Source organism: Paraburkholderia megapolitana, assembly GCF_007556815.1.
Taxonomy (GTDB): domain Bacteria; phylum Pseudomonadota; class Gammaproteobacteria; order Burkholderiales; family Burkholderiaceae; genus Paraburkholderia; species Paraburkholderia megapolitana.
The window spans coordinates 2,590,061-2,612,746 of record NZ_CP041743.1; the positions used below are offsets into that span (position 1 = coordinate 2,590,061).

Below are 22,686 nucleotides of genomic sequence, written 5' to 3' on the forward strand. Positions count from 1 at the left end.
TTGCAGCGGAAGAAGGGCACCTTATTCTTACGGACATCTATGCTCGACTCGACAGCGGTGTGGCTAACGTACGGCTCCGCGTTTGCGTTGGTGCTCTTTATGACGCTGGTATGGCGCGCGGTGCATGAGCGGAGGGTTTGGCGCGTCGGCTCGACGATGAAAATCGAGAGGATCTCGGCCTACAAGATGGCGTTGATCAGCGGCGGCGGGTCGCGGGTTGCGCTGACGGGCGTGGTGCGGCTGATCGGGCGCAAGATTCTGGTGCCGGGTGTCGCCGGCGTCCTCACCGCGAACCGCACATCCGACGATGAACTCGACGAGGTCGAACGTCACGTCGTGGACGCCGCGAAAACGCCGTCCATGCTCAAAGAACTGCTGATACGACTCGAGTCGCTGCTCAAACAAAAAAAGGTAATTGCGCAGATGCGCGGCGAGCTGATCGCGGTCGGCTACATGCGAGCGTTTTGGTCGCGAACGTGGTGGATGCACTACCTGGCAAACATGCTGCCGTTCGCGTTGTTGCTGGCCGCAGAAGCCTGTGGTGTTGCATACCTTGGGCGGTCGATGACGACGGAGACCGGAGGTGTCGCCGGCCTCGCAACGGCCGCGGACGCGCAGGATCTGTTGCAGGAGTTTATCGGGTGGTCTTTCCTGGCCATGCTTGTCGTTGCGTTGCCGGGACGTGTCACGCCGTTGGGACGCTACATTGTCTGGTCGGCGACGCAGCATCACCCGGACTTCAAGACCGCGCGTGCCGATCGCGGCGACGCTATCGACATCAAGATGCTCGGTCAGTCGGTCGCGTTGTACGGACAGGATGCGTTGGCGGGTAGTGACATGGCATGGATTCCGGCGCTGATGGCGCAGACCAATAATTCCGATTGAGCGTGTCGGCATGCTGTGCCGACGACCATCGCTCCACGATGAGGACACCAATGGCAGCCACGTATCGCGCGATCATGCTGACAAAAGCCGGCGGCCCCGAGTCTCTGCAGGCGGTGGAGCTGCCGGTCGAGGCACCCGCCCAGGGACAGTTGCGCGTGCGCATTCGTGCCGCCGGAGTCGGTTCAACCGATCTGATCATGCTGGCCGGCCAGTATCTCTATGCGCCACCGTTTCCCTTCGTGCCGGGCTATGAGATTGCAGGCGTCGTCGATGCGATCGGCGACGGTGTGAGCGGTTTCGAAATCGGTCAGAGGGTCGCGGCGCTGACCGTGCACGGTGGCTTCGGCGAAGTGCTGGTGCGCGCCGCCGCCGATTTTGTACCCATTCCCGACGGGGTCTCCGATGTCGACGCGGCCGCGGTGATACTCAACTACGTGACGGCCTGGCAAATGATCCATCGCGTGGCGCGAGTGAGCGCGGGTCAGACCGCGCTGGTGACCGGAGCGGCAGGCGGTGTCGGCAGCGCGTTGTTGCAGTTGCTGCGATTGGCCGGAGTCAAGGCCTATGGCGCTGCATCGGCGGGCAAGCACGGCACGGTGAGCGCGCTTGGCGCGATTCCGCTCGATTACCGCGCAGGGCCGCTCGATCGCCTCGTCCGTGCGCTCGAGCCAGCCGGCGTCGACCATGTGTTCGACGCGGTGGGTGGGGCCAGCATCGGCCCGTGCATCGGCGCTGCGCGTCGCGGCGGAAACGTCGTCGGCTTCGGATTCATGGCCGTCAGCGGCAAGCTCGCGACCGCGCGCATGTTCGCTAATCTCTTTGTCGGGGCGCGTCTGCGCGGGCGGCGTGGCACGTTCTACGGCATCACTGCGTTGTATCGCAAGAACCGCAAGCCGTTTCATGAAGATCTGCCGAAGATCTTCGAGTTAGTCGCCACGCGGCGGATCGATCCGCTGGTCAGCGCAACGTTTGCGCTGTTCGAAGCAAGGCGGGCGATCGAGTTGCTGGCAACCGGTACCGTGCAGGGCAAGCTCGTGCTGACCAACGCTTAACCCTCGCTATCCCTCCGCTTCAGTCTGCCCGCTCTCCCAATACACGTTGAGCCCCATCAACGATGTCAGCGTTTGCGCGGCCTCTTTCATCTGCGTGCCGACTTCGTTACTCACCTGCGTCAGCGGTTCACCGATGCAGCGAACAAACTCGACGACGGATTTCCAGGCAAACGCGAGCACGTCACGCTCGACCAGAAGGGCAGCCCGGTTCTGCGCAAGAACGCGAGCATATCCAGTGGCTTCTTGTCCCTCAGTTGCAACGAATCGCACGGGAGCCTCGTCGCTGCCGAAATTATCTGCGCAAGGGATGCGCCGTGGTCGGTCCGGCAAGCGACTTTATCTCACAAATGAGAATGAGTCGCATTCATTGACGTGCTTATTTTCGACCGCTATGCTTGCTTCACAGGGTTGATTGAAGACCTTGAAGTCGTTCTTTGCTGCTTGTGAATTTAGGATAGAGCGTGTTAAGTACTTTCGATCAGATCTGGTTTCAAAAGCGTTTATTTGAAGCACTCCCGTGGGAAATCGGACTGCTATCGGTGGCAATGAATCTCTCTCACACCGGATCGCATCATCTGGGAATCATATAAAAATGAACGAAAAAATATCAAAGGCATATTCTTTATTTGAAAGTCGAGGCGGAAAGAAATGGGATTATCCTATATTGCTCCCCCTGTGGAAGATTGGCATAGATATTCCACCGCTTGTTTTCCTGGCACCAGTTAAAGTATTTTTAATCGGATTTTCGTACTTTTTCTTGTTCGTCACAATAGCATTTTATTTTATCTTTGAAGAATCACTTTTGAGGAATGATTTTTGGAAGGCAACAATTCCCAGATGTTTTATTGGAAGCGTTATTTTTGGTGCCGTTATGGCGTTGATAATTAACAGAGACAGGAGGGCAAAAAAACTACCGACATGGGATGAGTTTGAAATTTCACAATGTGATCGACATCAACGGGGTGAAAAATGAGGATTTTGGAAAAAAGCGAAATTGAAATTATTTCTGGCGCGGGGGCTCCTTCGTATGCTGATGCAGCCTTGGCCATCGGTAAAGGCGCGGCAACCGGAGCGGCTTTGGGCCGATTTTTAGGCCCGTGGGGAACAGTTGTTGGCTCAGCAGCGGGGGCTGGAATCGCAGCATCTAAGGTATTACCGGTGACACCTCCTCCCGCATATCCAGCTGGTGGGCCAACCGGAATTGGATCTTGGGGCTACAGCCACGACCGCAGGATGCCTGAGTTGCCACAGCCATCAGATCGGCAGCCGTAATTTGAAGGCTGGAATTTTCGTAATCGCGGTTGTGGCGGTTTCGTTGTCGCTTGATCTTGCCGGAGGGAAGCCCTCCGGCAAGATGATCAGCAGGTCGCTTCCAGATCGCCCACTTGACGCGTGTATTTTGTCTTTGGCCGCTCATTACAAGAATGTCTTTTCGGCACTCCATATTTCGAAGCGAAGCACTGCAATCGCAGTGTGTAGGTGCGTACAGCGAAATCATTCTGATCCGTCCGGTATCGTTCGCGTTCCTGACCGCGTCAGCAGTCTGCATGGCGTTCGCCGTCGGGCTGTTCTTCGCATTCGGCAGCTATACGCGCCGCGCGACGGTCGAGGGCGTTCTGGTACCCGACACCGGACTTGTCAAGGTCTACGCACGAGAGTCCGGCGTGGTGATGAAGAAGGCTGTGACCGAAGGACGATATGTCACACGCGGACAGGTGCTCTATGCGATCTCCACAGATCTGCAGAGCGCGGCAGAAGGCCAGACGCAGGCCATCGTTATAGCGCAGGCGCGCCAACGCAAGGCGTCCCTGCAGGATGAAATAGCGAAGACACGCCTGCTGCAACAGGACGAGCGCGAGACACTACAGGCCCGGATCGCGAACCTGCGCGCGGAGCTTGGGCGAATTGATGACCAGCTTACCGACCAGCGCACCCGCGCATCGATCGCAGCGGATGCGGCAACCCGCTACGAAGACCTTCTCGCGAAGGACTACATTTCGAAGGACCAGGCCCAGCAGCGGCAGTCCGATCTGCTCGACCAGCAGTCAAAGCTGAACGGCCTGCAGCGTGATCGCTCCAGCACATCGCAGGCATTAACAGAAGCCGTCAACAGTCTCGCCGGACTGTCACTCAAACAGCAGAACCAGCTCTCACAGATCGAACGCAGTGTCATTGATGTCGACCAGACCCTGGTGGAAAGCGAGGCAAGGCGCGAACTGGTCGTCACTGCTCCAGAGACTGGTATGGCGACGGCCGTGATCGCCGAACCCGGGCAGACGGTCGACAGCACACGTCCGCTCGTCAGCATCGTGCCCACCGGCGCGCAATGGCAAGCACATTTGTTCGTGCCGAGCGCTGCGGCAGGTTTCATTCGCGTGGGAGCTCCTGTGCTGATCCGCTATCAGGCGTACCCGTACCAGAAGTTCGGCCAGTACCAGGCGACCGTTCAGTCGATTACCAGCTCGGCGCTTTCGGCGGCCGAGCTTGCCGCTAGCGGCGGACCCGCGACCGGCTCGACCACCGGAAACAGCACGTTCTATCGCATTACAGCCGGCCTCAAGTCACAGACCGTAACCGCCTACGGCAAGCCGCAGTTCTTGCGGGCTGGCATGACGCTTCAAGCCGACGTGCTGCAGGAGCAGCGTCGCCTGTACGAATGGGTGCTCGAACCGCTTTACAGCCTGACCGGCAAACTCTGATCAGTACCTGGATATGTCTTTACTGGATCGTCTTTCATTCGGCATCGGCAACCGGCTTCCGGTGATCCTGCAGACCCAGGCGGCGGAATGTGGCCTCGCCTGTCTTGCGATGGTGGCAGGCTATTACGGCCATCACGTCGATCTTGCAACGATGCGCAGTCAGTTCTCTGTCTCACTCAAGGGTGTGGGGCTTGGTCGTGTGATCGAGATTGCACAGCGACTTGAACTCGGCAGTCGTGCACTCAAGCTCGATCTCGATCATCTGGGACAGTTGCGTCTTCCGTGCATCCTGCACTGGAACTTCAATCACTTCGTCGTGTTGCAGGAAGTCAGTGGCAGGAGTGTCACCGTTCACGATCCAGCCCATGGTGTTCGCAGGCTCTCACTTGACGAAGTATCTCGTTCGTTCACCGGGGTGGCACTCGAACTCTGGCCGTCGGGCGGGTTCAGGCCGCGCGAAGCAAAGCCCCCTATCAAACTCCGGACGCTGTTTGGCCCCATCTCGGGCCTGAAGCACTCGCTGGGCCAGATACTGCTTCTCGCACTGGTGCTCGAAGTGTTCACGCTGGTATCGCCATTCTTCCTGCAATGGGTGATCGACCTGGTGATCGTGAGCGCGGACCGGGACTTGTTGACCGTCCTTGCACTCGGGTTCGGTCTTCTGCTTCTGATGCAGCAGGCCACCAGTGCGATCCGTGCCTGGGTGCTGATGTATTTCAGCACAACACTGAACCTGCAATGGCGGGCAAACGTGTTCACGCACCTGCTCAGCTTGCCCGTGCAGTATTTCGAGCGTCGGCATCTTGGCGATGTCATTTCCCGCTTTGGAGCGGTAGACACAATCCAGCAGACGTTGACCACATCGTTTCTGAGCGCAGTGATCGACGGTGTGATGACCATCGCCACGCTCGGCATGATGTTTGTCTACAGCCCCGTGCTGGGTCTGATTGCGATCGGGGCGATGCTGCTCTACGGGTTGCTTCGCTGGCTCTGGTACCGGCCGCTACTGCGTGCAACCGAAGAGCAGATCGTCCATGCGGCCAAACAGCAGAGCCACTTTCTGGAAACAGTCCGCGGCGTCAAGACGATCAAGCTGTTCAACCGCCAGGACGAACGCCGCTCCGCCTGGCTCACGCTGCTCGTTGACCAGATCAATGCCGGTCTGCATGCACAGAAGCTGCAGTTACTGTATCAGCAGGTGAATGGCCTGCTGTTCGGCATCGAGAGCCTTCTGGTCATCTGGCTCGGCGCGCGGTTCGTGATGGACGGCCAGTTTACCGTCGGCGTGCTGATGGCATTCACCGCATACAAGGATCAGTTCGGCAGCCGTGTAGGCAGTCTGATCGACCGGTTCTTTGAGGTCAGGATGCTGCAGCTACAGGGCGAGCGGCTCGCCGACATCGTGTTCACACCGTCCGAGCCGCTAGTCGCTCCACGTTACGTACCTGGCGAAGTCGACTCGCTTGAGCCCTGCATCGAAACAGTCAATCTAAGCTTCCGTTACGCCGACGGTGAGCCGACCGTGCTCGAGGACGTGTCGATCAGGATCGAAGCGGGTGAATCGGTGGCGATCGTCGGACCATCCGGATGTGGCAAGACCACCTTTGCCAATGTGCTGCTTGGTATTCTCGAGCCGACAGGCGGCAAGGTCCGGATCGGCGGTGTCGATATGGACCGGCTCGGCATTGAACGGATACGCTCGCTCGTCGGTACCGTTCTGCAGGACGATGTGCTGTTTGCCGGCTCGATTGCGGACAACATCAGCTTCTTCGATGGGCAGGCCAATCTTCAGCAGGTAGCTGAATGTGCGCAGCTCGCCGCGATTCACACCGACGTCGTCGCGATGCCGATGGGCTACAACACGCTCGTTGGGGATATGGGAACGGTGCTTTCCGGCGGGCAGAAGCAGCGTGTGTTGCTCGCCCGGGCACTCTACAAGCGGCCGAGGATTCTCCTGCTTGACGAAGCCACAAGCCACCTGGACCTGCAGCGCGAGCAACAGGTGAATGTTGCGATCAGTGCGTTGCGGATGACCCGCATTATCATCGCGCATCGCCCGGAGACCATTGCGTCCGCGTCGCGCGTCATCATGCTGGACGGTGGCAAGGTGGTATTCGACCAGCCCGCTTCTTCGCTCGTTGCGCCAGTTGCTTCGCCTTCATTCGTCGAAGCGCGACCTGCTGCGGGGCGGTAGTGCAATGTCCCGGATTGTTCTGATCGTCTGGTGTTTTTCCGCGTTGCTCGCCCCGCAATCTGCCAATGCGCAATGGCCTGACGTTTACGGAACGCGCACGCTTGTGTCCAGCACCCCGGCCGCGCCGTTGCTGAAAAAAGCGTCGTGCATGGCCGATGCCTCCGATTACCCGCTTGAACTGGAGGTCGCGATTCTTCGGGCGGTATGTGCGAACCCGCAGGCGAGACAGGCGTGGGCGAATGCCCGCGCACAGGCAGCCGCTGTGGGCGTGAGCGAAGCGGCTTACCTGCCCACACTGAGTGCGACCGGCGGCTATGAGCGCAACACACTGTCGACAACCTATGACTACAGCGCTTTCGGCATCGGTTCGCAGCGGAACTCGCAGAATTCGTCCAACCGGTACGGGATGCTGAACCTGAGCTGGGTACTGTTCGATTTTGGCAAGCGCGGTGCCGCGCTACGGCAGGCTCGTCTGCTCCTTGCCGCAGCCAATGCGTCGCAGGACGACGCATTGCAAAACGTGTTCTTCGATGCAGCCCGGGCCTGGTATGCTGTCCGCGATTCGCAGGCATCGGTCGACGCCGCACGGAAGACCGAAGCAATCACAAAGGAGAGCCTCAAGGAATCCACGGCGAAACACGATGCAGGCGCCGGCACATTGAGCGACAAGTTGCAGGCACAGACATCGTATCGGCGCGCGGTGCTCGACCGCGTAAGTGCTGAGGGCGACGCGCGCGCGGCAGCCGGTACGCTGGCGGTCGTCATGGGGCTGGACGCGAATACGCCTGTTCAGATCGCTGCGTCTGAGCCGGTCATGGACCACGGTGAGTTTGGGCAAGGCGTGGATCAACTGATCGATGAGGCGAAAACGCGACAGCCGAAACTGGTGGCCGCCCGTGCAAGACTCGATGCGGCGCGGGCCAATGTTGATGCGGCACGAGCCCAAGGACGTCCGACGATCTCACTCAGGAGCAGCCTGACCCAGAACAACCCTTCGTATCAGCAACAGCCACAGTCGATTCCGGTCACCGCCAGCCGTGGCAGTGCGATCGGTATTCAAGTTACGGTCCCGCTGTTCGAAGGATTCGCGTCAGGCTATCGTGTCGCGCAGGCACAGGCACAGGTCGATGCGCAGGAAGCCGATCTACAGAATACCGAACTCCAGGTATCGCTCGACGTGTGGAAGAGCTACCAGAGCCTGCAGACCGACACGATGAATCTGGATAACTCGAAGGATCTGCTCGCCGATGCACAGCGTTCGCTCGAGATATCCCGCGGTCGCTACAAGGCGGGCGTCGGCACATTCACCGAGCTGCTGAACGCGCAGACGGCGCTCGCTGATGCACAGAAACAGCGTGTGCTAGCCGTATCTAAATGGCATACCGCACGACTCAGGCTTGCGGCGAGTCTGGGCAACCTGGGCTTGTGGGGCGCAAATTGATGGAGCATTGCAACAGGGGGGAGGTCCCTCTGGATTTGATGCAATTCGCTTCGGTAGCGCAGGTCGACTGCACTCGTGTAGATCGAGTGGAGCGATTAAGAGTATGTGGATACCTTGAATTCCATGGGCATTCATACGCTGGCGGACCTGACTGCACGAGTCGGCGGCCACGCACCGAGACAAATACGCAACCACTCGCAGTGCGTGGTTGACGTCAACGCCTTATCACGACAGTGGGACACGTCAGCCAAACTGCCGTTATCCCTCCGCTTCGGTCTGCCCGCTCTCCCAATACACATTGAGCCCCATCAATGACGTCAGCGTTTGCGCGGCCTCTTTCATCCGCGTGCCGACTTCCGCCATCGATGGCACGGGTGCATTGTCGATGCGTTCGATATACGGCGTAGTCAGCGTCGCGATCGCATGGCCGTGGCGACCGAACACCGGGTACGCAAGATTGCGCACGCCTTTAACCTGACGACTCTGCATGCGGGCAAAACCGCGTTGCCTGATCTGCGCAAGATCGTGCGCGAGTGTCTTTTCATCGACGGTCTGCTCGCCATCCACAGGCACGTGCAGCCTCAACATCTGCTGGCGCTCCACTTCTTCCTGAAATGCCATCAGCACCTGGCCCGACGCGGTATCGGTCATGCCGATCAGCGTGCCGACCTTTAGCGAAAACCCCCAGCGCTCCGGACTCTCGACACCCGCGACGATCAGCACACGCCCCGCCTGATAGACGCATAGATGGAACGACTGCTTGACCTCGTCGGCCAGCTGGGTCATCAGCGGCAACGCGGTCGACACGAGCGAGCGCACCGGTTGATGCCGGTGCGCAAGCTGGAACAGCAGCAGCGACAGCGCATAGCGCTCGCCGATCGCCACCAGATAGCCGCGCGTTTGCAGCGTGACGACCATGCGGAAAATTTCCGCGGTCGTGCGGCCGAGCGCGCGCCCCAGTTCGACGAGCGACAGCCCCTCCGGATGACCGGCAAGCAGCTCGATGATGTCGAGGCCCTTTTCGAGCGCAGGGGCCGAATAACGCGTGGTGTCCAACGTGACTCCCTTCAATGGCACGGCTGCGGCGACGGCGGCAGCGATGACGTGATTGTAGAGCGCGTTTCATGCCGGCTACCGGCGCCGGCACGCTGGGGAAAACACTAAGAATAATTTCAAATATAAAATCAAATTTTACGAATAAAATATCAGGCATGACTCGATGAGCATGATCCGGCGTGGGAAAAACCGGCTCCGGCCAGTCGACGAACTGGGCAACGACACGAACGCAGAAGGAGGAGACGCCGGATGGCCGAGGTTGCATTCGAGCAGGTGCAGAAGTCTTTCGGTGCCGTCCAGGTGCTCAAGCAGATCGATCTGACCGTGCGCGACGGAGAGTTCCTCGTGCTGGTGGGCCCAAGCGGTTGCGGCAAGTCGACGCTGCTGCGCGCGCTTGCCGGACTCGAAGGGGTGACGCGTGGACGCATCCTGATCGACGGTCGGGTGGTGAACAATCTGCCGCCGAAAGATCGCGACATCGCGATGGTGTTCCAGAACTACGCGTTGTATCCGCACATGAGCGTGCTGGAGAACCTGACGTTCGCCCTGAAGCTGCGCGAGCTGAAGCCCGCCGAGATCGACTCGCGGGCACGCGAGGCGGCCTCGATCCTCGGGCTGGAGAACTTGCTCGACCGTTACCCGCGACATCTGTCCGGTGGCCAGCGGCAGCGTGTGGCGATGGGCCGCGCGATCGTGCGCGACCCGAAGGTGTTTCTGTTCGACGAGCCGTTATCGAATCTCGATGCGAAGCTGCGCGTGCAGATGCGTGCAGAAATCCGCGCGTTGCATCAGCGGCTGAAGGCGACCACGGTCTACGTGACGCACGACCAGATCGAAGCGATGACGATGGCCGATCGCATCGTCGTGCTGAACGGCGGCACGATCGAGCAGGTCGGTGCGCCGCTCGACCTGTACGACGATCCCGACAATCTGTTCGTCGCGAGCTTCATCGGCTCGCCGGCGATGAATCTGTTCACCGGTCACTACGCGAGTACCGCCGACGGCGCGCGCGTACGCATCGGCGACGTCATGTTGCCCGCACCGCGCGTGCATGCCGCCGACGGCCAGTCGGTCACGATCGGCATGCGGCCCGAGCATCTCGAGTTGAGCGACGCCGACGGCTTCGCGTTTACCGTCAACGTCGTCGAACCGACTGGCGCGGCCACCGAACTGTTCGGCGCGGTCGCCGGCGCGCCGTGCTGCGTGACGGTCAACGGGCGGTCCGGACTGCGACCTGGTGCACTCGCGCGGCTGCGCGCTGCGCCCGGCCACGTGTTTCTGTTCGACCCGGACAGCGGGCGCCGGCTGCGGTAACGCGCGCACATCGACATCATCAGGACGAGCACGACGAACCGACGTTCATATAACGACATCAGGAGACACGCCATGCGGGACATCAGGAAGACAAAGACAGCCAGGAGCGGCGCGATCGTACGCGTCGCGGTTTCGCTACTCGCGCTGGCGGGTATCGTGTCGGCCGGCGTCGCGCGTGCCGACAACGAATACAAGGGCTACACGCTGCGCGTCAAACTGATCGGCGGCGTGCAATACGAAGCACTGTATACGCGCATTCCGCTGTGGGAAAAACAGACCGGCGCGAAGGTCGAGATCGTGTCGCGCAAGAGTCACTTCGAACTCGACCGCGAGTTGAAGCAGGACATCGCATCGAATCACATCGACTACTGCGTGTCCTCGAACCATACGAACTTCGCCGCGCAGTATCCGATCTTCCGCGACCTGAAGGGGTTGTTCCCAGCCGACTATCTGGCGCAGTTTGCGCCGAACCTGCTGAAACAGTCGGAAGTGAAGGGACATCTGGTGCAGATTCCACGCTCGACCGATGTCGAGGCGCTGTACTACAACAAGGTCGCATTCGACGATCCGGCTAACCAGGCCGCGTATCGCAAGCAGTTCGGCAAGGCGCTCGCACCGCCTACGAATTACGCCGAATTCACCCAGCAGGCGAAGTTCTTCACGAAGGCGCCGAACTTCTATGGTACGCAGTTTCCGGGCAAGGACGAAGCGCTGACGGGCACGTTCTATTCGCTGCTGGTGGCAAACGGCGGCCAGCTGCTCGACGCGAAGATGCACCCGGTCTTCAACTCGCCGATCGGCGTGAAGACGCTCGACTGGTTCGTCAATCTGTACAAGGACGGGGCCGTGCCGAAGGGCGCGCCGAGTTATGTATGGGACGACCTCGGCAACAATTTCGCGGCTGGCAAGGTCGCGCTCGATATGGACTGGCCGGGCTTCGCGTCGTTCTACAACGACCCCAAGACATCGAAGCTCGCGGGCCAGGTCGGTGTGGTGCGCGCACCGCTCGGAGCGGGCAATCGTCGGCCGGGCTGGTCGGGTTCGCACAGCTTCTCGATTACGAAAACCTGCGACCGACCTGAAGTCGCGGCAAGCTTCATTCAGTTCCTGACGAGTCACGATTCGCAGATGGTCGAAGCACGCCTCGGCACGATTCCGTCACGGCTCGATGCGCAGCGTGATGCCGCGAAGGAGTTCGATGCGAAACACGATGCGTTCATGGCTAACGCGATTGCCGTGTTCAGCACCGCCGCGAAGGAGGATTCGTTCACGCCGCCGCGTATTGCGCAATGGAACGAGATCTCGAACGCGCTGTGGCCTGAATTGCAGAAGGCGATCATCGGCGACAAGACCTCGGCACAGGCGCTCAACGATGCCGCGAAGCGCGTGTCGGACATCATGCAGGACGCAGCCGATAATGACTGAGCGCGACTGATGATGAACGTCGAACCTCGCAGCGGCGAAGACTTGCCGACTCACTCGCAACGCGTATCGGGCGCCGCCGGTGGCCTGCGTGCATTCGGTAGCCGTCTGTCGCTGCCGGCCAGGCTGTTGTTGCCGGCGTTCGTATCGGTGGCGATCGTGGTCGTACTGCCGCTGCTGTTCTCGCTGTACACGAGCTTCACGTCGTACCGGCTCACCGATCCGGACACGTTGTGGCATGTAATCGGTCTGCGCAATTATCTAAGGGCGTTTTCGAACGGCGACTTCTGGGCTGCGTTCGGGCGCACCGTGCTGTTCCTGACCGTCGCACTCAACCTCGAACTGCTGTTCGGCCTCGGCATCGCGCTGCTGCTGAACCGCGTCACGACCGGGCAGCGCGCACTGCGCACGGTGATGATGTTCCCGATGATGTTTTCGCCGGTGCTGGTCGGCTTTCAGTTCAAGTTCATGCTCAACGACAGCACGGGCGTGATCAACAGCCTGTTGCAATCGGTGTTCGGCGTGAAGAACGCGATTCCGTTTCTCGTCGATGAGCACACTGCGTTGGCATCGCTGATTGCAGCCGAAGTATGGAACTCGACGCCGGTGTTCGCGGTGATTCTGCTCGCCGGTCTGATGGCGCTGCCGAAAGATCCGATCGAGGCATCGAAGGTGGACGGCTGCTCGCCGTGGCAGACGTTTCGCTATGTGACGCTGCCGTACCTGATGCCGTTTATCTACATCGCGATGACGATCCGTTCGCTCGACGTCGGCCGGGCCTACGACATCGTGCGGATCATGACCAACGGCGGCCCGGGCGGCCGCACCGAACTGCTGTGGACGATGGTCGGACGCATTGCCTACGACGATTCGCGCATGGGCTATGCCAACGCGATCGCGTACGTGTCGGTGCTGGTATCGATTCTCTTCACGCTGTACTTCTTTCGCAAACTGAACGCCGCACGCCGGCATATGGGGCCGGCCTGACATCATGAGCGATCTCTCTTTGCGCGCAGCAGAGCCACACGATGAACGTGCGCCGCGCCAGTGGCTGAAAACCTTCGGTTTGTGGTTCGGTGTGTTCGTCGTGATGGCGATCATCTGTCTGCCGGGGCTGTGGGTCGTGCTGAATGCGTTCCGCTCGAACGTCGCGATCCTGTCGAACCAGTCGCCGTTCGCGGCCAGCAGCTACACGCTCGACAACTTCCGCAGCATGTTCGGCTTCGGGCAGATGGCTTCGCTGCCAGTGCGGCAGTACTTCGTCAACTCCGTGATCATTTCGTGTGTGAGCACGGCGGCCGCGCTCGTCGTCGGTGTGCTGGGCGGCTATGCGTTCGCGCGCTTCGAATTTCGCCGCAAGAACGTGTTCTTCGTGCTGCTGATGCTGACGCGTGCGATTCCCGGCATCGCGCTGTCGCTGCCGGTTTTCATGCTGTGGGCGTGGACCGGTCTGCTCGACACGCGCATCGGCGTGATCATCGTGTATCTCGCGATGAATGTCCCGTTCACCGTGTGGCTGATCGATGGATTCTTTCGCGAAGTGCCGATCGAGCTGTCGCAGGCGGCGCAGATCGACGGCTGCAACCGCTGGCAGGCGTTCTGGCGCATCGAGTTACCGCTTGCGCGCTCGGGCATCGCATCGGCCGGGATCTTCGCGTTTCTGACGAGCTGGAACGAATTCGCACTCGCGACGCAACTGTGCCGCAGCCCCGATACGAAGACGTTGCCGGTCGGCCTGATGGACTTCACCGCGCAGTTCTCGGTCGACTGGGCCGGTATGTGCGCGATGGCGGTTGTCATCATCGTGCCGGCCATCATCCTGACATTCATCGTGCAAAAGCATCTGATCGCCGGCCTGACGCTCGGCGGTGTGAAGGGCTAGGCGCAGCGCAAAAGAAGAGGGCACTCATGACGACAATCGATGCGGTCGAGATCCGCCAGATCAACCTGCAGCCTAAAGTGAAACGCACCGACGCGATCCAGTCGTTCGTCGTGCAGGAAACCGTGTTGGTGACCCTGCGTTGTAGCGACGGCAGTACCGGCACTGGCTATACCTACACGATCGGCACGGGCGGTTCGTCGATCGTTGCGCTGTTGCGCGATCATCTCGCGCCGCAACTGATCGGACGTCGTCCCGCCGAATACGAGGCGATCTGGCGCGACCTGTTCTTCCACACGCATGCAACAGCCGTGGGCGCGATCACGAGTCTGGCTCTTGCCGCGATCGATACCGCGCTGTGGGATCGCAATACGCGTGTCGCGGGATTGCCGCTGTGGGTCGCGGCCGGCGGTGCGAAGCAGCGCATCCGCACTTACACGACCGAGGGCGGCTGGTTGCATCTGTCTGAAGGCGAACTCGTCGAGCAGACCTTACAGGCGCAGGCCGACGGCTTTCGTGGTGCGAAGCTGAAGGTGGGGCGCCCGCATCTATCCGAGGATGTGCGCAGGCTCGAAGCGGTGCGTGCAGCGGTCGGCGACGGCTTCGAACTGATGACCGATGCGAACCAGGGCTTCACATTCGCCGAAGCGCTGCGTCGCGCGCGCGCGTTCGAACCGCTGCGTCTCGCGTGGCTCGAAGAGCCGATGCCGGCCGAGAACCTCGACGCCCACCGGCGTCTGTGCCTGTCCACATCGGTGCCGGTTGCGATCGGCGAATCGCTGTATCACGCGGGGCAGTTCGGCGAGTACCTGAAGGCCGACGCCTGCGCGATCGTGCAGGCCGATGTCGCGCGCGTCGGTGGGATTACGCCGTGGCTGAAGGTTGCCCACGTCGCGGAAGCACTCAACGTCGATATCTGCCCGCATTTCCTGATGGAACTGCACGTGAGCCTGTGCGCCGCCGTACCTAATGCGACGTGGGTCGAGTACATTCCGCAGCTCGACACACTGACGGGCCGGCGTGTGCAGATCGAGGACGGCTTTGCCGTTGCGCCGCAAGAACCAGGGCTCGGTATCGACTGGGACTGGGATGCGATAAACGCGACACAGCACGTGCATCTGAATGTCGACCACCAGGCCGCCGCATGACCTGACGCAAACGGAGAACACGATGTTGCGCCATTGCCTGACGCTGGATCTGCGCGACGATCCTGTTTCGATCGCCGAGTACGATCGTTACCATTGCGCAGTGTGGCCCGAGGTGCTCGAACATCTGCGGCAATCGGGCATTCATGACATGACGATCTGGCGACGCGGTAACCGCCTGACGATGCTGATCGAAACGTCTCCGTCGTTCGATCTCGCACAGCTCGTCGTGACCGCGAGCAGTCATCCGCGCGTGAAGGAATGGGAGCAGTTGATGGCGACATTCCAGCGGCCGCTCGCCGATGCGCAGGGTGCGGGACTCTGGCAACCGATGAACGAAATATTCAATCTGCACGCTCAAATCGTAGGCGAAAGCGACGAATAAACGCCTCGCCTGAAATACTCGCGAACGTTACAAACGAATTCGCATAACGCGCGTCCTCAAGCGGCCGACCTGTCACGTACGCTGTCTACTTTGATAGGTTTCGCCCTCCATCAAGTCTTGCTATCGTCGATCCGCCCAGAAGCTTGACTCCGAATGCGTCACGCATGAGGCGTCTTGCATCGGCAATGATCGGGCGTCCTTACGCTTCGCCCTGACAGCCTTCAGGGAAAGTCTGAACGGTTACCTCTACCGGCCCGCTGCTCAATCGATCAGCGGATCCGGCAGCGTGTCAGCGTCCCTGAATGCGTCACGCTGGTGTCGCATGCCAGTTAGATCGACTCACATGTCGCATAACCCATTCAAACTTTGAACGAGACGAAAAAAACGATGAGCGACTTAATCCAGGAAGAATCCGATCCGTCCCGCCGCGCGTTCCTGTCGAACATGGCCAAACTTGCGGCCGCCGGCGTAGTTGCCGGCTGGACGCCGATCTATCAGATTGCCGCGAATGCGCAATCCGCTCCGGCAACACCGCCGAATTTTCCGGCGAACATTCCGCTTTCCCAGCAGGCATTCCAGAACTGGAGCGGCGAGATCGTGGTGTCGAACGTGTGGACAGCCGCGCCGACGTCGCCTGCCGACGTCGTCACGATCGTCAACTGGGCGAGTGCGAACGGATACCGTGTCCGGCCGCGCGGCCACATGCACAACTGGTCGCCGCTGACGATCGATCCCACCAGCACGGGCGCGCAAATCGTGTTGCTCGATACGACGGCATCGCTGACAGCCGTTACCGTCGATACGACGACAACCCCGGCACGTGTCACCGCGCAAACCGGTGTGTCGCTCGAATCGCTGCTCGCCACGCTCGAGCAGTACAACCTCGGCGTCACGGCCGCACCCGCACCCGGCGACATCACACTGGGCGGCGCACTCGCAATCGATGCGCACGGCACCGCCGTGCCCGCGACAGGCGAATCCCAACTACCGGGTAACACCTACGGTTCGCTTAGCAACCTCGTGCAATCGCTGACCGCAGTGGTCTACGACGCTGGCCAGAAGCAGTACGTGTTGCGTACCTTCCAGCGCACCGACCCGGATATCGGCGCTTTCCTCACACACGTCGGTCGCGCGTTCATTGTCGAAGCCACGCTCGAAGTGGGCCCGAATCAGCGCTTGCGCTGCCAGAGCTTCACCAACATTCCGTCGACCGAACTGTTTGCAACAGCGGGTTCCACGGGCCGTACAGTCGAATCGTTCCTCAATCAGACGGGCCGGATGGAAGCGATCTGGTTTCCGTTTACGACCAATCCCTGGCTCAAGGTCTGGACGGTGGCACCGACCCAGCCGTCCTCGTCGCGCGCGGTCACCGGTCCATACAACTATCCGTTCTCGGACTCGATTCCGCAGTCGTTGTCGGATCTGGTCTCGAAGATCGTGATCGGCGGTGAGCAATACCTGACGCCACTGTTCGGACAAACGCAACTGGGGATCACGACGGCCGGTCTCGCGCTTACGGGGAGCGGCGACATCTGGGGCTGGTCGCGCACGGTGCTCGAATACATTCGCCCGACGACGCTGCGTGTCACGGCCAACGGCTATACGGTGCTCACGAGTCGCTCCAATGTGCAGCGCGCGATCAACGAGTTCGTGCAGTTCTATCAGAACCGCATCAGTGCGTATCAGGCGCTCAACGAATATCCGATGAACGGGCCGGTCGAAATCCGCGTGACGGGACTCGATCAACCGGCGGATGCGGGCGCCGGTGCCGTAGTCCCAACGATTTCCGCGCTCAAGCCGCGTCCCGATCATCCGGAATGGGACACCGCTGTCTGGTTCGATATCCTGACGCTGCCGGGCACGCCGCTCGCGGACCAGTTCTATCGCGAGATCGAGCAATGGATGCTGTCGAACTACACCGGTTCATACGCAACGGTGCGCCCGGAATGGTCGAAGGGTTGGGCCTACACGAACAGCGCCGCGTGGCAGGACAGCACGATGCTCGGTACGACGATTCCCAACCTGTATCGCGACGGTCAGCCGGCTACGAGCAACTGGGATACGGCGCACAACACGCTCAACCAGTACGATCCGCAGCGGATCTTTGCGTCGCCGCTGCTGGACCAGTTGCTGCCGTAACTGTTCGGCCGTAAGCGAACGATAAGCGAACCATCGGTACCCTTCGACGGGTATGTGACAATGCCGGCAAACCGGTAACCGGCAGTAGCCGGATGCCGTCCCAGACCCCGTCGATACGATCCGTGCATCCGCTCGCGTGCGTCGCGCCACGCGGCGGGTGCGCGGATCAGGAGCCATGCCGATGACACGCGCGCCAGCCCGTCCCGCCGGTTCTCTGCCACCGATATCACCTGACTTCGATGCGCTCCACCAGCGCCTCGAAGCCTACAGTCTCGATGTGCCCGATACCGCGCTGCCGTTCAGCCGGCGTCTCGCCGAACGCGAAGGGTGGTCGCGTGAACACACCTTGCGCGTGATCGTCGAGTACAAGCGCTTCGTGTTTCTCACGCAGACAGCCGCGCATGTTGCGACACCGTCGAAAGCCATCGACGCTGTCTGGCATTTACATCTCGAGTACACGCGCGAGTACTGGGGAGTGTTTTGCGATCGTGTCCTGGGCGCACCGCTGCATCACGAGCCCGGTAACGGTGCTGCGGGTGAGGCCGTTGCCTATGCATCGCTTTACGCGCAGACGCTCGATAGCTACACGCAAACTTTTGGCGAATCGCCGCCCGAAGACATCTGGCCGCGGCCTGCCGCACAACATGCAAAAAGTGGCAACGATCTGCGTGCAGCCGTGCGATCGTTGTGCGCATCGCACCGAACGATGAGCGCGGCAACCGCACTGCTTGCGCTGACGAGTTGCGCTTACGTCGAACAAAACAACATATTCGATTACGCCGGCCCGGCCTTTCTGCATTTCTACCTGATGTTCTGCGTTGCCGCGCTGGCACTGCTGTGGATCGTGCATCGCATCGTCTATCTGCGCTATCGCTCGGGACCCGCAGGTGGATCACCGAACGCGGGCCGGCCGTTGCCGCATGAAGCGGCCTACATGCTCGGCGGTACGGCGCGCATGGCACACGTGGCGATTCTCGAAATGATGCATGAGGAACTGATCACGCTCGATAGAAGCCGCCGCCACGAGCCCGACGTAGTAGTTGGCAAGCAGCAGGAGAGCAGCGTGTACGCGGGCGAGATGAACTGGTTGCGCTACATGGTTAACGGACGTGCGAGTTACACGACGCTATGCCGGCGGATCGCGCAGCGCGAGCCTGACTTGACCCAGCGGATGGGTGCGGCGGGCTGGTGGTGGGGCAAGGGCGACATGCGGCTCCTGAAGCGGTTCGCGAGTGCGTTGTGTCTGGTTGTGGTGCTGGTCGGCGTGATCAAGGCGGGCGTCGGAATCGAACGAGGCCGGCCGATCGGTTTACTGCTGCTGAGCCTCGTCGGCTTTTATATCGCGTACCGCTTGCTGCTGTGGCGGTTGGTGGGCATCGGGCGCGGCGGTGTGTCGGCGGCCGGCCGGGCGATACTGCGGCCGATCGTGCTGGACGGCGCGAGCCGCGGACGCGCGCCCGGCCCGGAGGTGGTTCTCTGGCAAACGGCGATCATCGGTTCGGCTGCGTTGTTCGGCACGCCGTGGAGCGCGTACGCAAGAAATTTTTCTCTGGCGCCGGCGAGCGCGATATCTGCTGGCACGGTCTCGGGCAGCTCCGGCAGCAGTTGCAGTTCCGGCAGTAGCTGTAGCTCGGGCAGCAGTTGTAGCTCGAGCAGTTGCTCAAGCAGTTGTGGGGGCTGCAGCAGCAGTTAATCGGCAGGGAATGCCGTCAGTGAGGTCGTTTTCACGCGCTCTGCACGGCGAGCGCGATCGGCCGCGAGCGCGGCCTGGCCGGTCCGCGTGAAGCGCACGAGTGCCAGCGAGATCAACGCGGCGGCAATCACATAGAAGGCGGGAACGAAACGGCTGCCGGTCTGCTGCGTGAGCAGCGTTACCGTGAGCGGCGCCATGCCGCCGAACAGCGTAACGGCAAGGTTGTACGAGAGCGCCACGCCGGTCGTGCGTGCGTGCGCCGGAAACAGTGTGGCGAGCATGCCCGGATGCCCCGCCGCGATCGCGACCTGAAACAGCGCCGCGACGATCTGCGCGGTCAGTAGTCTGCCGGCCGACGGCGCCGATACGATGAACCAGAACAACGGCAGCGTGCATACAGCCCACGTAATCACGACCGGGTAAAACAGACGATAAGCACCGATGCGGTCCACCAGTTTCCCTGCAAACGGAAACAGCACGAAGTTCAGACTGCTCGCGACGAACGTGCCGAACAACGCCCACTTCATCGGCAGATGCAACTGGCGCTCGACGTACACCGGCATATACGCGTTCCACAGATAGCTCGACGCCGTGCCGATCACCATCACGCCGATCGCGCACAGCGCGGCGTCACCCTGTTTGTCGATGAAGTTGCGCGCGGCGCCGAGTCCCACTGTCTTTTCACGTGGCAGTTTGCGTAGCGCGTCGAACTCGGGCGATTCGCTGACCCGGTGACGAATATAGAAGCCGAGCGGTCCGACAAGCGTGCCGATCAGGAACGGGACGCGCCAGCCCCAACTGGTCAGTGCAGCGGTACTGAGGTGGTCGGTCAGCAGATAGCTGAGACCCGCCGACAGCAGCGTCGCAAGCGCCTGCGCCGACATGTTGAAGCTGCCGTAGAACATCTTCTTGCCGGGCGGCGCGCTCTCCACCACGATAACCGCCGACATGCTGAACTGACCGCCTATCGCAAGACCCTGTATCAGCCGCGCGAGCAGAACCAGCAGCGGCGCGGCGATGCCGATCGTCGCGTAGCCCGGCGCGAGTCCGAGCAATAGCGTGCCGGTGGCCATCATCAGCATCAGCAGCGAGAACGCGCGGGCGCGGCCGGCACGATCCGCGTAAATGCCGAGCAGCACGCCGCCGAACGGCCTCACCACGAAGCCAAGCGCAAATGTTGCGAGCGCAAGCGATAACGACGCAATGCTGTTGCCGCCGGGAAAAAACACCTGACCGATGACTTTCGCAAAGTACGCGTAGGCCATGAAGTCGAACCACTCGAAGCCGTTACCGAGCACCGATGTGACGATTGCACGACGCATCTCGCGAGGCGTGAGCGATCGCGCCGGCGAAGACGGGGAGGGTGCGTCCGCAACGGAATCGGGATTCATCGGTTGTCTCCTCTTGCGCCTCGTGCGGGCGATATGTCGTTGCTATCGCACCGTTCGTGCGCGTCGCGCACGCAACGTTTTCGCGAAGAATTCCTGCACGGCTTCGACGGCCTGCATCCCGTTGTGCGCAACGTTGGGCAACTCGTCGAACTGCACATTGACGCCCGCGGCTTCGAACGTTTTCTGCAGCGTTTTGAGCCGCTCGGGACGCGTTGCGCCCGCATCGTTCGCACCCGGCATGTAGCTGCCGACGCCTTCCTGAAACGTGATCTCCCACGTTTCCAGATCCGCCTTGCCGACTACCATCTGCACCGGCACACGGCGTAACGCATCGAGATCGAAGCGCTTGCCGAAGCGCTGCTCGAAGCCACGCAGTCCGACCCACCAGTCGCGCCCTGCGTCGAGCAGCGTGACGGAGCCCGGTGCGCCGATCGACGCCGCCCACAGGCGCTCCGGATGCAGATAGGCAAAACGATTGACGAACTGTCCGCCGCCGGAATAACCGAACAGCGCAAAACTATCGAAGGTCTTGCCGTAGCGGCTGCCAACCTCGTCGATCATGTCGAGCAGTACGCGGTCGTAATGAATGTCGCCTTCTATCAAATGTTTGTAGCCGCTGCGATTGCCGTCGCCGAGTACGCCGACCGGAAACAGCGGGCACAGCACCATGCAATTGTTCCAGCGGCCGAACTCCGCGAACGCATCGCGATAGCCGATGAACTGACGACCTGTACCGTGCATTGCGACAACGAGTTCGACGTCGTTGGACGGGGCCTGGAGGGCGGGCGGGACGTAGAGCGTGTACGCGAAGCGCGGATCGTTGCGGCTGGCGAATACGGTGGTCGAGCCGTAGTCGTATAGCGCCTGGGCGCGGGCGTTGGCGTCGCCGGGGGTTTCGTGTGCGGGATTGGACATGATGGGCAGGGAGTAGTGAACGTCGTGCAGCTATTGTGGATTCACCCATTCAAAAACACTAATTGATTTATCTTTACCAAAGATAAAATAACTCTTTAGCTTTGAGAGGTCGGCGCCAGCCGTTTTCCAATGAGCACGATCCGTTTTCTGCGTACTTTCCTCGCCGTCGAAAAGCACGGCTCGCTGGCCGCGGCCGCCGACCGCGTCGCATTGACCCAGGCCGCCGTCGGGCAGCAGATGCGCGCACTCGAAGACGAACTGCGACGCCCGCTGTTCGACCGCTCGCGCCGCGTCGTCACGCTGACGCCGGCCGGTCGCGCGCTGATACCGCACGCGCGCAGGATCGTCGCGGCTTACGAGGCGATGCTGGCCGACGCCGATGCCACGGAGGAAATCGCCGGCACGATCACGGTCGGCGCGATCGTTTCGGCAATGGGCTTTCTGACTGAAAGTCTGGTGGCGCTGAAGGCGCGCCATCCGGCGCTCGAGGTCAAGCTCGTGCTCGGCTACTCGGGCGCGCTGGCAGAGCAGGCGGAGGCGGGTGAACTCGATGCGGTGCTTGTGGTCGAGCCGCAGCGCGACATCCCGGTACGCGTGCAATGGACGCCGCTCTACGAAGAACCGCTGATGCTGCTCGCCAGCACACGGATCGCGTCGGCACACGCGGACGTCGGGGCGCTGCTGAAAAGCCGGCCGTTTCTGCGCTTCGACCGCGCCTCGGATACCGGGGCGAAAGTCGAGCAGACGTTGCGCAGGATGCGCGTGAAGCCGAACGAAGTGCTGGAGGTCAATTCGGTGGCGGCGATCATCGATCTCGTGCGGCAGAACGTCGGCATCTCGATCGTGCCGCTGCTGAAGCACGTCGCGTGGACACGCGAGCGGTCGGTGGTGGCGTTGCCGCTGCCGTTCCGTCCGGCCGCGCGGGTGATCGGCATGCTCGAAAGCGGGCGCCATCCGGGCATCACGGCGGCCGTGCGGCAGCAGCTACTGCAGGCGATCGGCTAGGCTGGGTGCGGGTTTCGGCGAGTTATAGTTTTTTGCAATTGATTGAATGAAATCAATCAATTTTTACAAAT

At 61.1% G+C, this 22,686-nt stretch carries 19 protein-coding genes; 15 read left to right on the top strand and 4 right to left on the bottom strand.

Annotated features, from left to right (window positions below; all coding sequences use genetic code 11):
* Positions 1 to 39: 39 nt before the first annotated feature.
* Both FNZ07_RS11040 and FNZ07_RS11045 read left to right on the top strand, forming a co-directional pair.
* Positions 40 to 885, top strand: a complete 846-nt coding sequence (locus FNZ07_RS11040; RefSeq protein ID WP_091006207.1) for a TIGR04222 domain-containing membrane protein — start codon at positions 40 to 42, stop codon at positions 883 to 885.
* A gap of 50 nt (positions 886 to 935) precedes the next feature.
* On the top strand, positions 936 to 1,937 hold the full coding sequence (locus FNZ07_RS11045; protein ID WP_170275714.1) for an alcohol dehydrogenase catalytic domain-containing protein: 1,002 nt from the start codon (positions 936 to 938) through the stop codon (positions 1,935 to 1,937).
* Positions 1,938 to 1,943: 6 nt separating this feature from the next.
* On the opposite strand, the gene FNZ07_RS33590 is transcribed toward FNZ07_RS11045, so the two are convergent.
* Entirely contained in the window at positions 1,944 to 2,117 is a 174-nt protein-coding gene (locus FNZ07_RS33590) for a hypothetical protein (RefSeq protein WP_170275715.1), read from the bottom strand.
* A 412-nt stretch (positions 2,118 to 2,529) separates the two neighbouring features.
* On the opposite strand from FNZ07_RS33590, the gene FNZ07_RS11050 reads away from it, so the two are divergent.
* From FNZ07_RS11050 to FNZ07_RS11065, 4 genes are all read left to right on the top strand, one after another.
* Complete coding sequence (locus tag FNZ07_RS11050; protein ID WP_143097989.1) at positions 2,530 to 2,910, top strand: DUF6404 family protein; 381 nt, start codon at positions 2,530 to 2,532, stop codon at positions 2,908 to 2,910.
* Between the two features lie 451 nt (positions 2,911 to 3,361).
* Entirely contained in the window at positions 3,362 to 4,636 is a 1,275-nt protein-coding gene (locus tag FNZ07_RS11055) for an HlyD family secretion protein (protein ID WP_091006214.1), read from the top strand.
* Between the two features lie 13 nt (positions 4,637 to 4,649).
* On the top strand, positions 4,650 to 6,830 hold the full coding sequence (locus FNZ07_RS11060; protein WP_091006217.1) for a peptidase domain-containing ABC transporter: 2,181 nt from the start codon (positions 4,650 to 4,652) through the stop codon (positions 6,828 to 6,830).
* Positions 6,831 to 6,834: 4 nt separating this feature from the next.
* Positions 6,835 to 8,271 carry a TolC family protein gene (locus FNZ07_RS11065; protein WP_091006220.1) on the top strand — a complete coding sequence of 479 codons (1,437 nt, stop codon included), beginning with the start codon at positions 6,835 to 6,837 and terminating at the stop codon, positions 8,269 to 8,271.
* A gap of 258 nt (positions 8,272 to 8,529) precedes the next feature.
* Here FNZ07_RS11065 and FNZ07_RS11070 read toward each other — a convergent pair whose 3' ends face one another.
* The gene (locus FNZ07_RS11070) at positions 8,530 to 9,327 is read right to left on the bottom strand and encodes an IclR family transcriptional regulator (protein ID WP_091006223.1); all 798 of its coding nucleotides are present in this window, start codon (positions 9,325 to 9,327) and stop codon (positions 8,530 to 8,532) included.
* 249 nt (positions 9,328 to 9,576) lie between these two features.
* Between FNZ07_RS11070 and FNZ07_RS11075 the strand changes: the two genes are divergently transcribed.
* The 8 genes from FNZ07_RS11075 (at position 9,577) to FNZ07_RS11110 (ending at position 19,304) form a co-directional block, all read left to right on the top strand.
* Positions 9,577 to 10,641, top strand: coding sequence for an ABC transporter ATP-binding protein (locus FNZ07_RS11075; protein WP_091006226.1), 1,065 nt, complete (start codon positions 9,577 to 9,579; stop codon positions 10,639 to 10,641).
* 72 nt (positions 10,642 to 10,713) lie between these two features.
* Positions 10,714 to 12,066, top strand: coding sequence for an ABC transporter substrate-binding protein (locus tag FNZ07_RS11080; RefSeq protein ID WP_091006229.1), 1,353 nt, complete (start codon positions 10,714 to 10,716; stop codon positions 12,064 to 12,066).
* Between the two features lie 9 nt (positions 12,067 to 12,075).
* The gene (locus FNZ07_RS11085; RefSeq protein WP_091006232.1) at positions 12,076 to 13,050 is read left to right on the top strand and encodes a carbohydrate ABC transporter permease; all 975 of its coding nucleotides are present in this window, start codon (positions 12,076 to 12,078) and stop codon (positions 13,048 to 13,050) included.
* Between the two features lie 64 nt (positions 13,051 to 13,114).
* Positions 13,115 to 13,945 carry a carbohydrate ABC transporter permease gene (locus FNZ07_RS11090; RefSeq protein ID WP_091008662.1) on the top strand — a complete coding sequence of 277 codons (831 nt, stop codon included), beginning with the start codon at positions 13,115 to 13,117 and terminating at the stop codon, positions 13,943 to 13,945.
* A gap of 26 nt (positions 13,946 to 13,971) precedes the next feature.
* On the top strand, positions 13,972 to 15,090 hold the full coding sequence (locus tag FNZ07_RS11095; protein WP_091006235.1) for a mandelate racemase/muconate lactonizing enzyme family protein: 1,119 nt from the start codon (positions 13,972 to 13,974) through the stop codon (positions 15,088 to 15,090).
* Positions 15,065 to 15,472: an L-rhamnose mutarotase gene (locus FNZ07_RS11100; RefSeq protein ID WP_245811271.1), complete on the top strand. Its 408-nt coding sequence runs from the start codon at positions 15,065 to 15,067 to the stop codon at positions 15,470 to 15,472. Before FNZ07_RS11095 ends, FNZ07_RS11100 begins: the two co-directional genes overlap by 26 nt.
* Before the next feature lie 387 nt (positions 15,473 to 15,859).
* On the top strand, positions 15,860 to 17,611 hold the full coding sequence (locus tag FNZ07_RS11105) for a cholesterol oxidase substrate-binding domain-containing protein (RefSeq protein ID WP_091006237.1): 1,752 nt from the start codon (positions 15,860 to 15,862) through the stop codon (positions 17,609 to 17,611).
* A gap of 181 nt (positions 17,612 to 17,792) precedes the next feature.
* Positions 17,793 to 19,304 (top strand): TIGR04222 domain-containing membrane protein, encoded by a 1,512-nt coding sequence (locus FNZ07_RS11110; protein WP_170275716.1) that lies wholly within the window; start codon positions 17,793 to 17,795, stop codon positions 19,302 to 19,304.
* Here FNZ07_RS11110 and FNZ07_RS11115 read toward each other — a convergent pair.
* Together FNZ07_RS11115 and FNZ07_RS11120 are read right to left on the bottom strand one after the other, a co-directional pair.
* Complete coding sequence (locus FNZ07_RS11115) at positions 19,301 to 20,695, bottom strand: MFS transporter (RefSeq protein ID WP_091006243.1); 1,395 nt, start codon at positions 20,693 to 20,695, stop codon at positions 19,301 to 19,303. The genes FNZ07_RS11110 and FNZ07_RS11115 overlap by 4 nt on opposite strands.
* Positions 20,696 to 20,737: 42 nt before the next feature.
* Positions 20,738 to 21,610: an alpha/beta hydrolase gene (locus tag FNZ07_RS11120; protein ID WP_091006245.1), complete on the bottom strand. Its 873-nt coding sequence runs from the start codon at positions 21,608 to 21,610 to the stop codon at positions 20,738 to 20,740.
* A 129-nt stretch (positions 21,611 to 21,739) separates the two neighbouring features.
* Between FNZ07_RS11120 and FNZ07_RS11125 the strand changes: the two genes are divergently transcribed.
* Positions 21,740 to 22,615: a LysR substrate-binding domain-containing protein gene (locus tag FNZ07_RS11125; RefSeq protein WP_091006248.1), complete on the top strand. Its 876-nt coding sequence runs from the start codon at positions 21,740 to 21,742 to the stop codon at positions 22,613 to 22,615.
* The last annotated feature ends 71 nt before the right edge of the window (positions 22,616 to 22,686 follow it).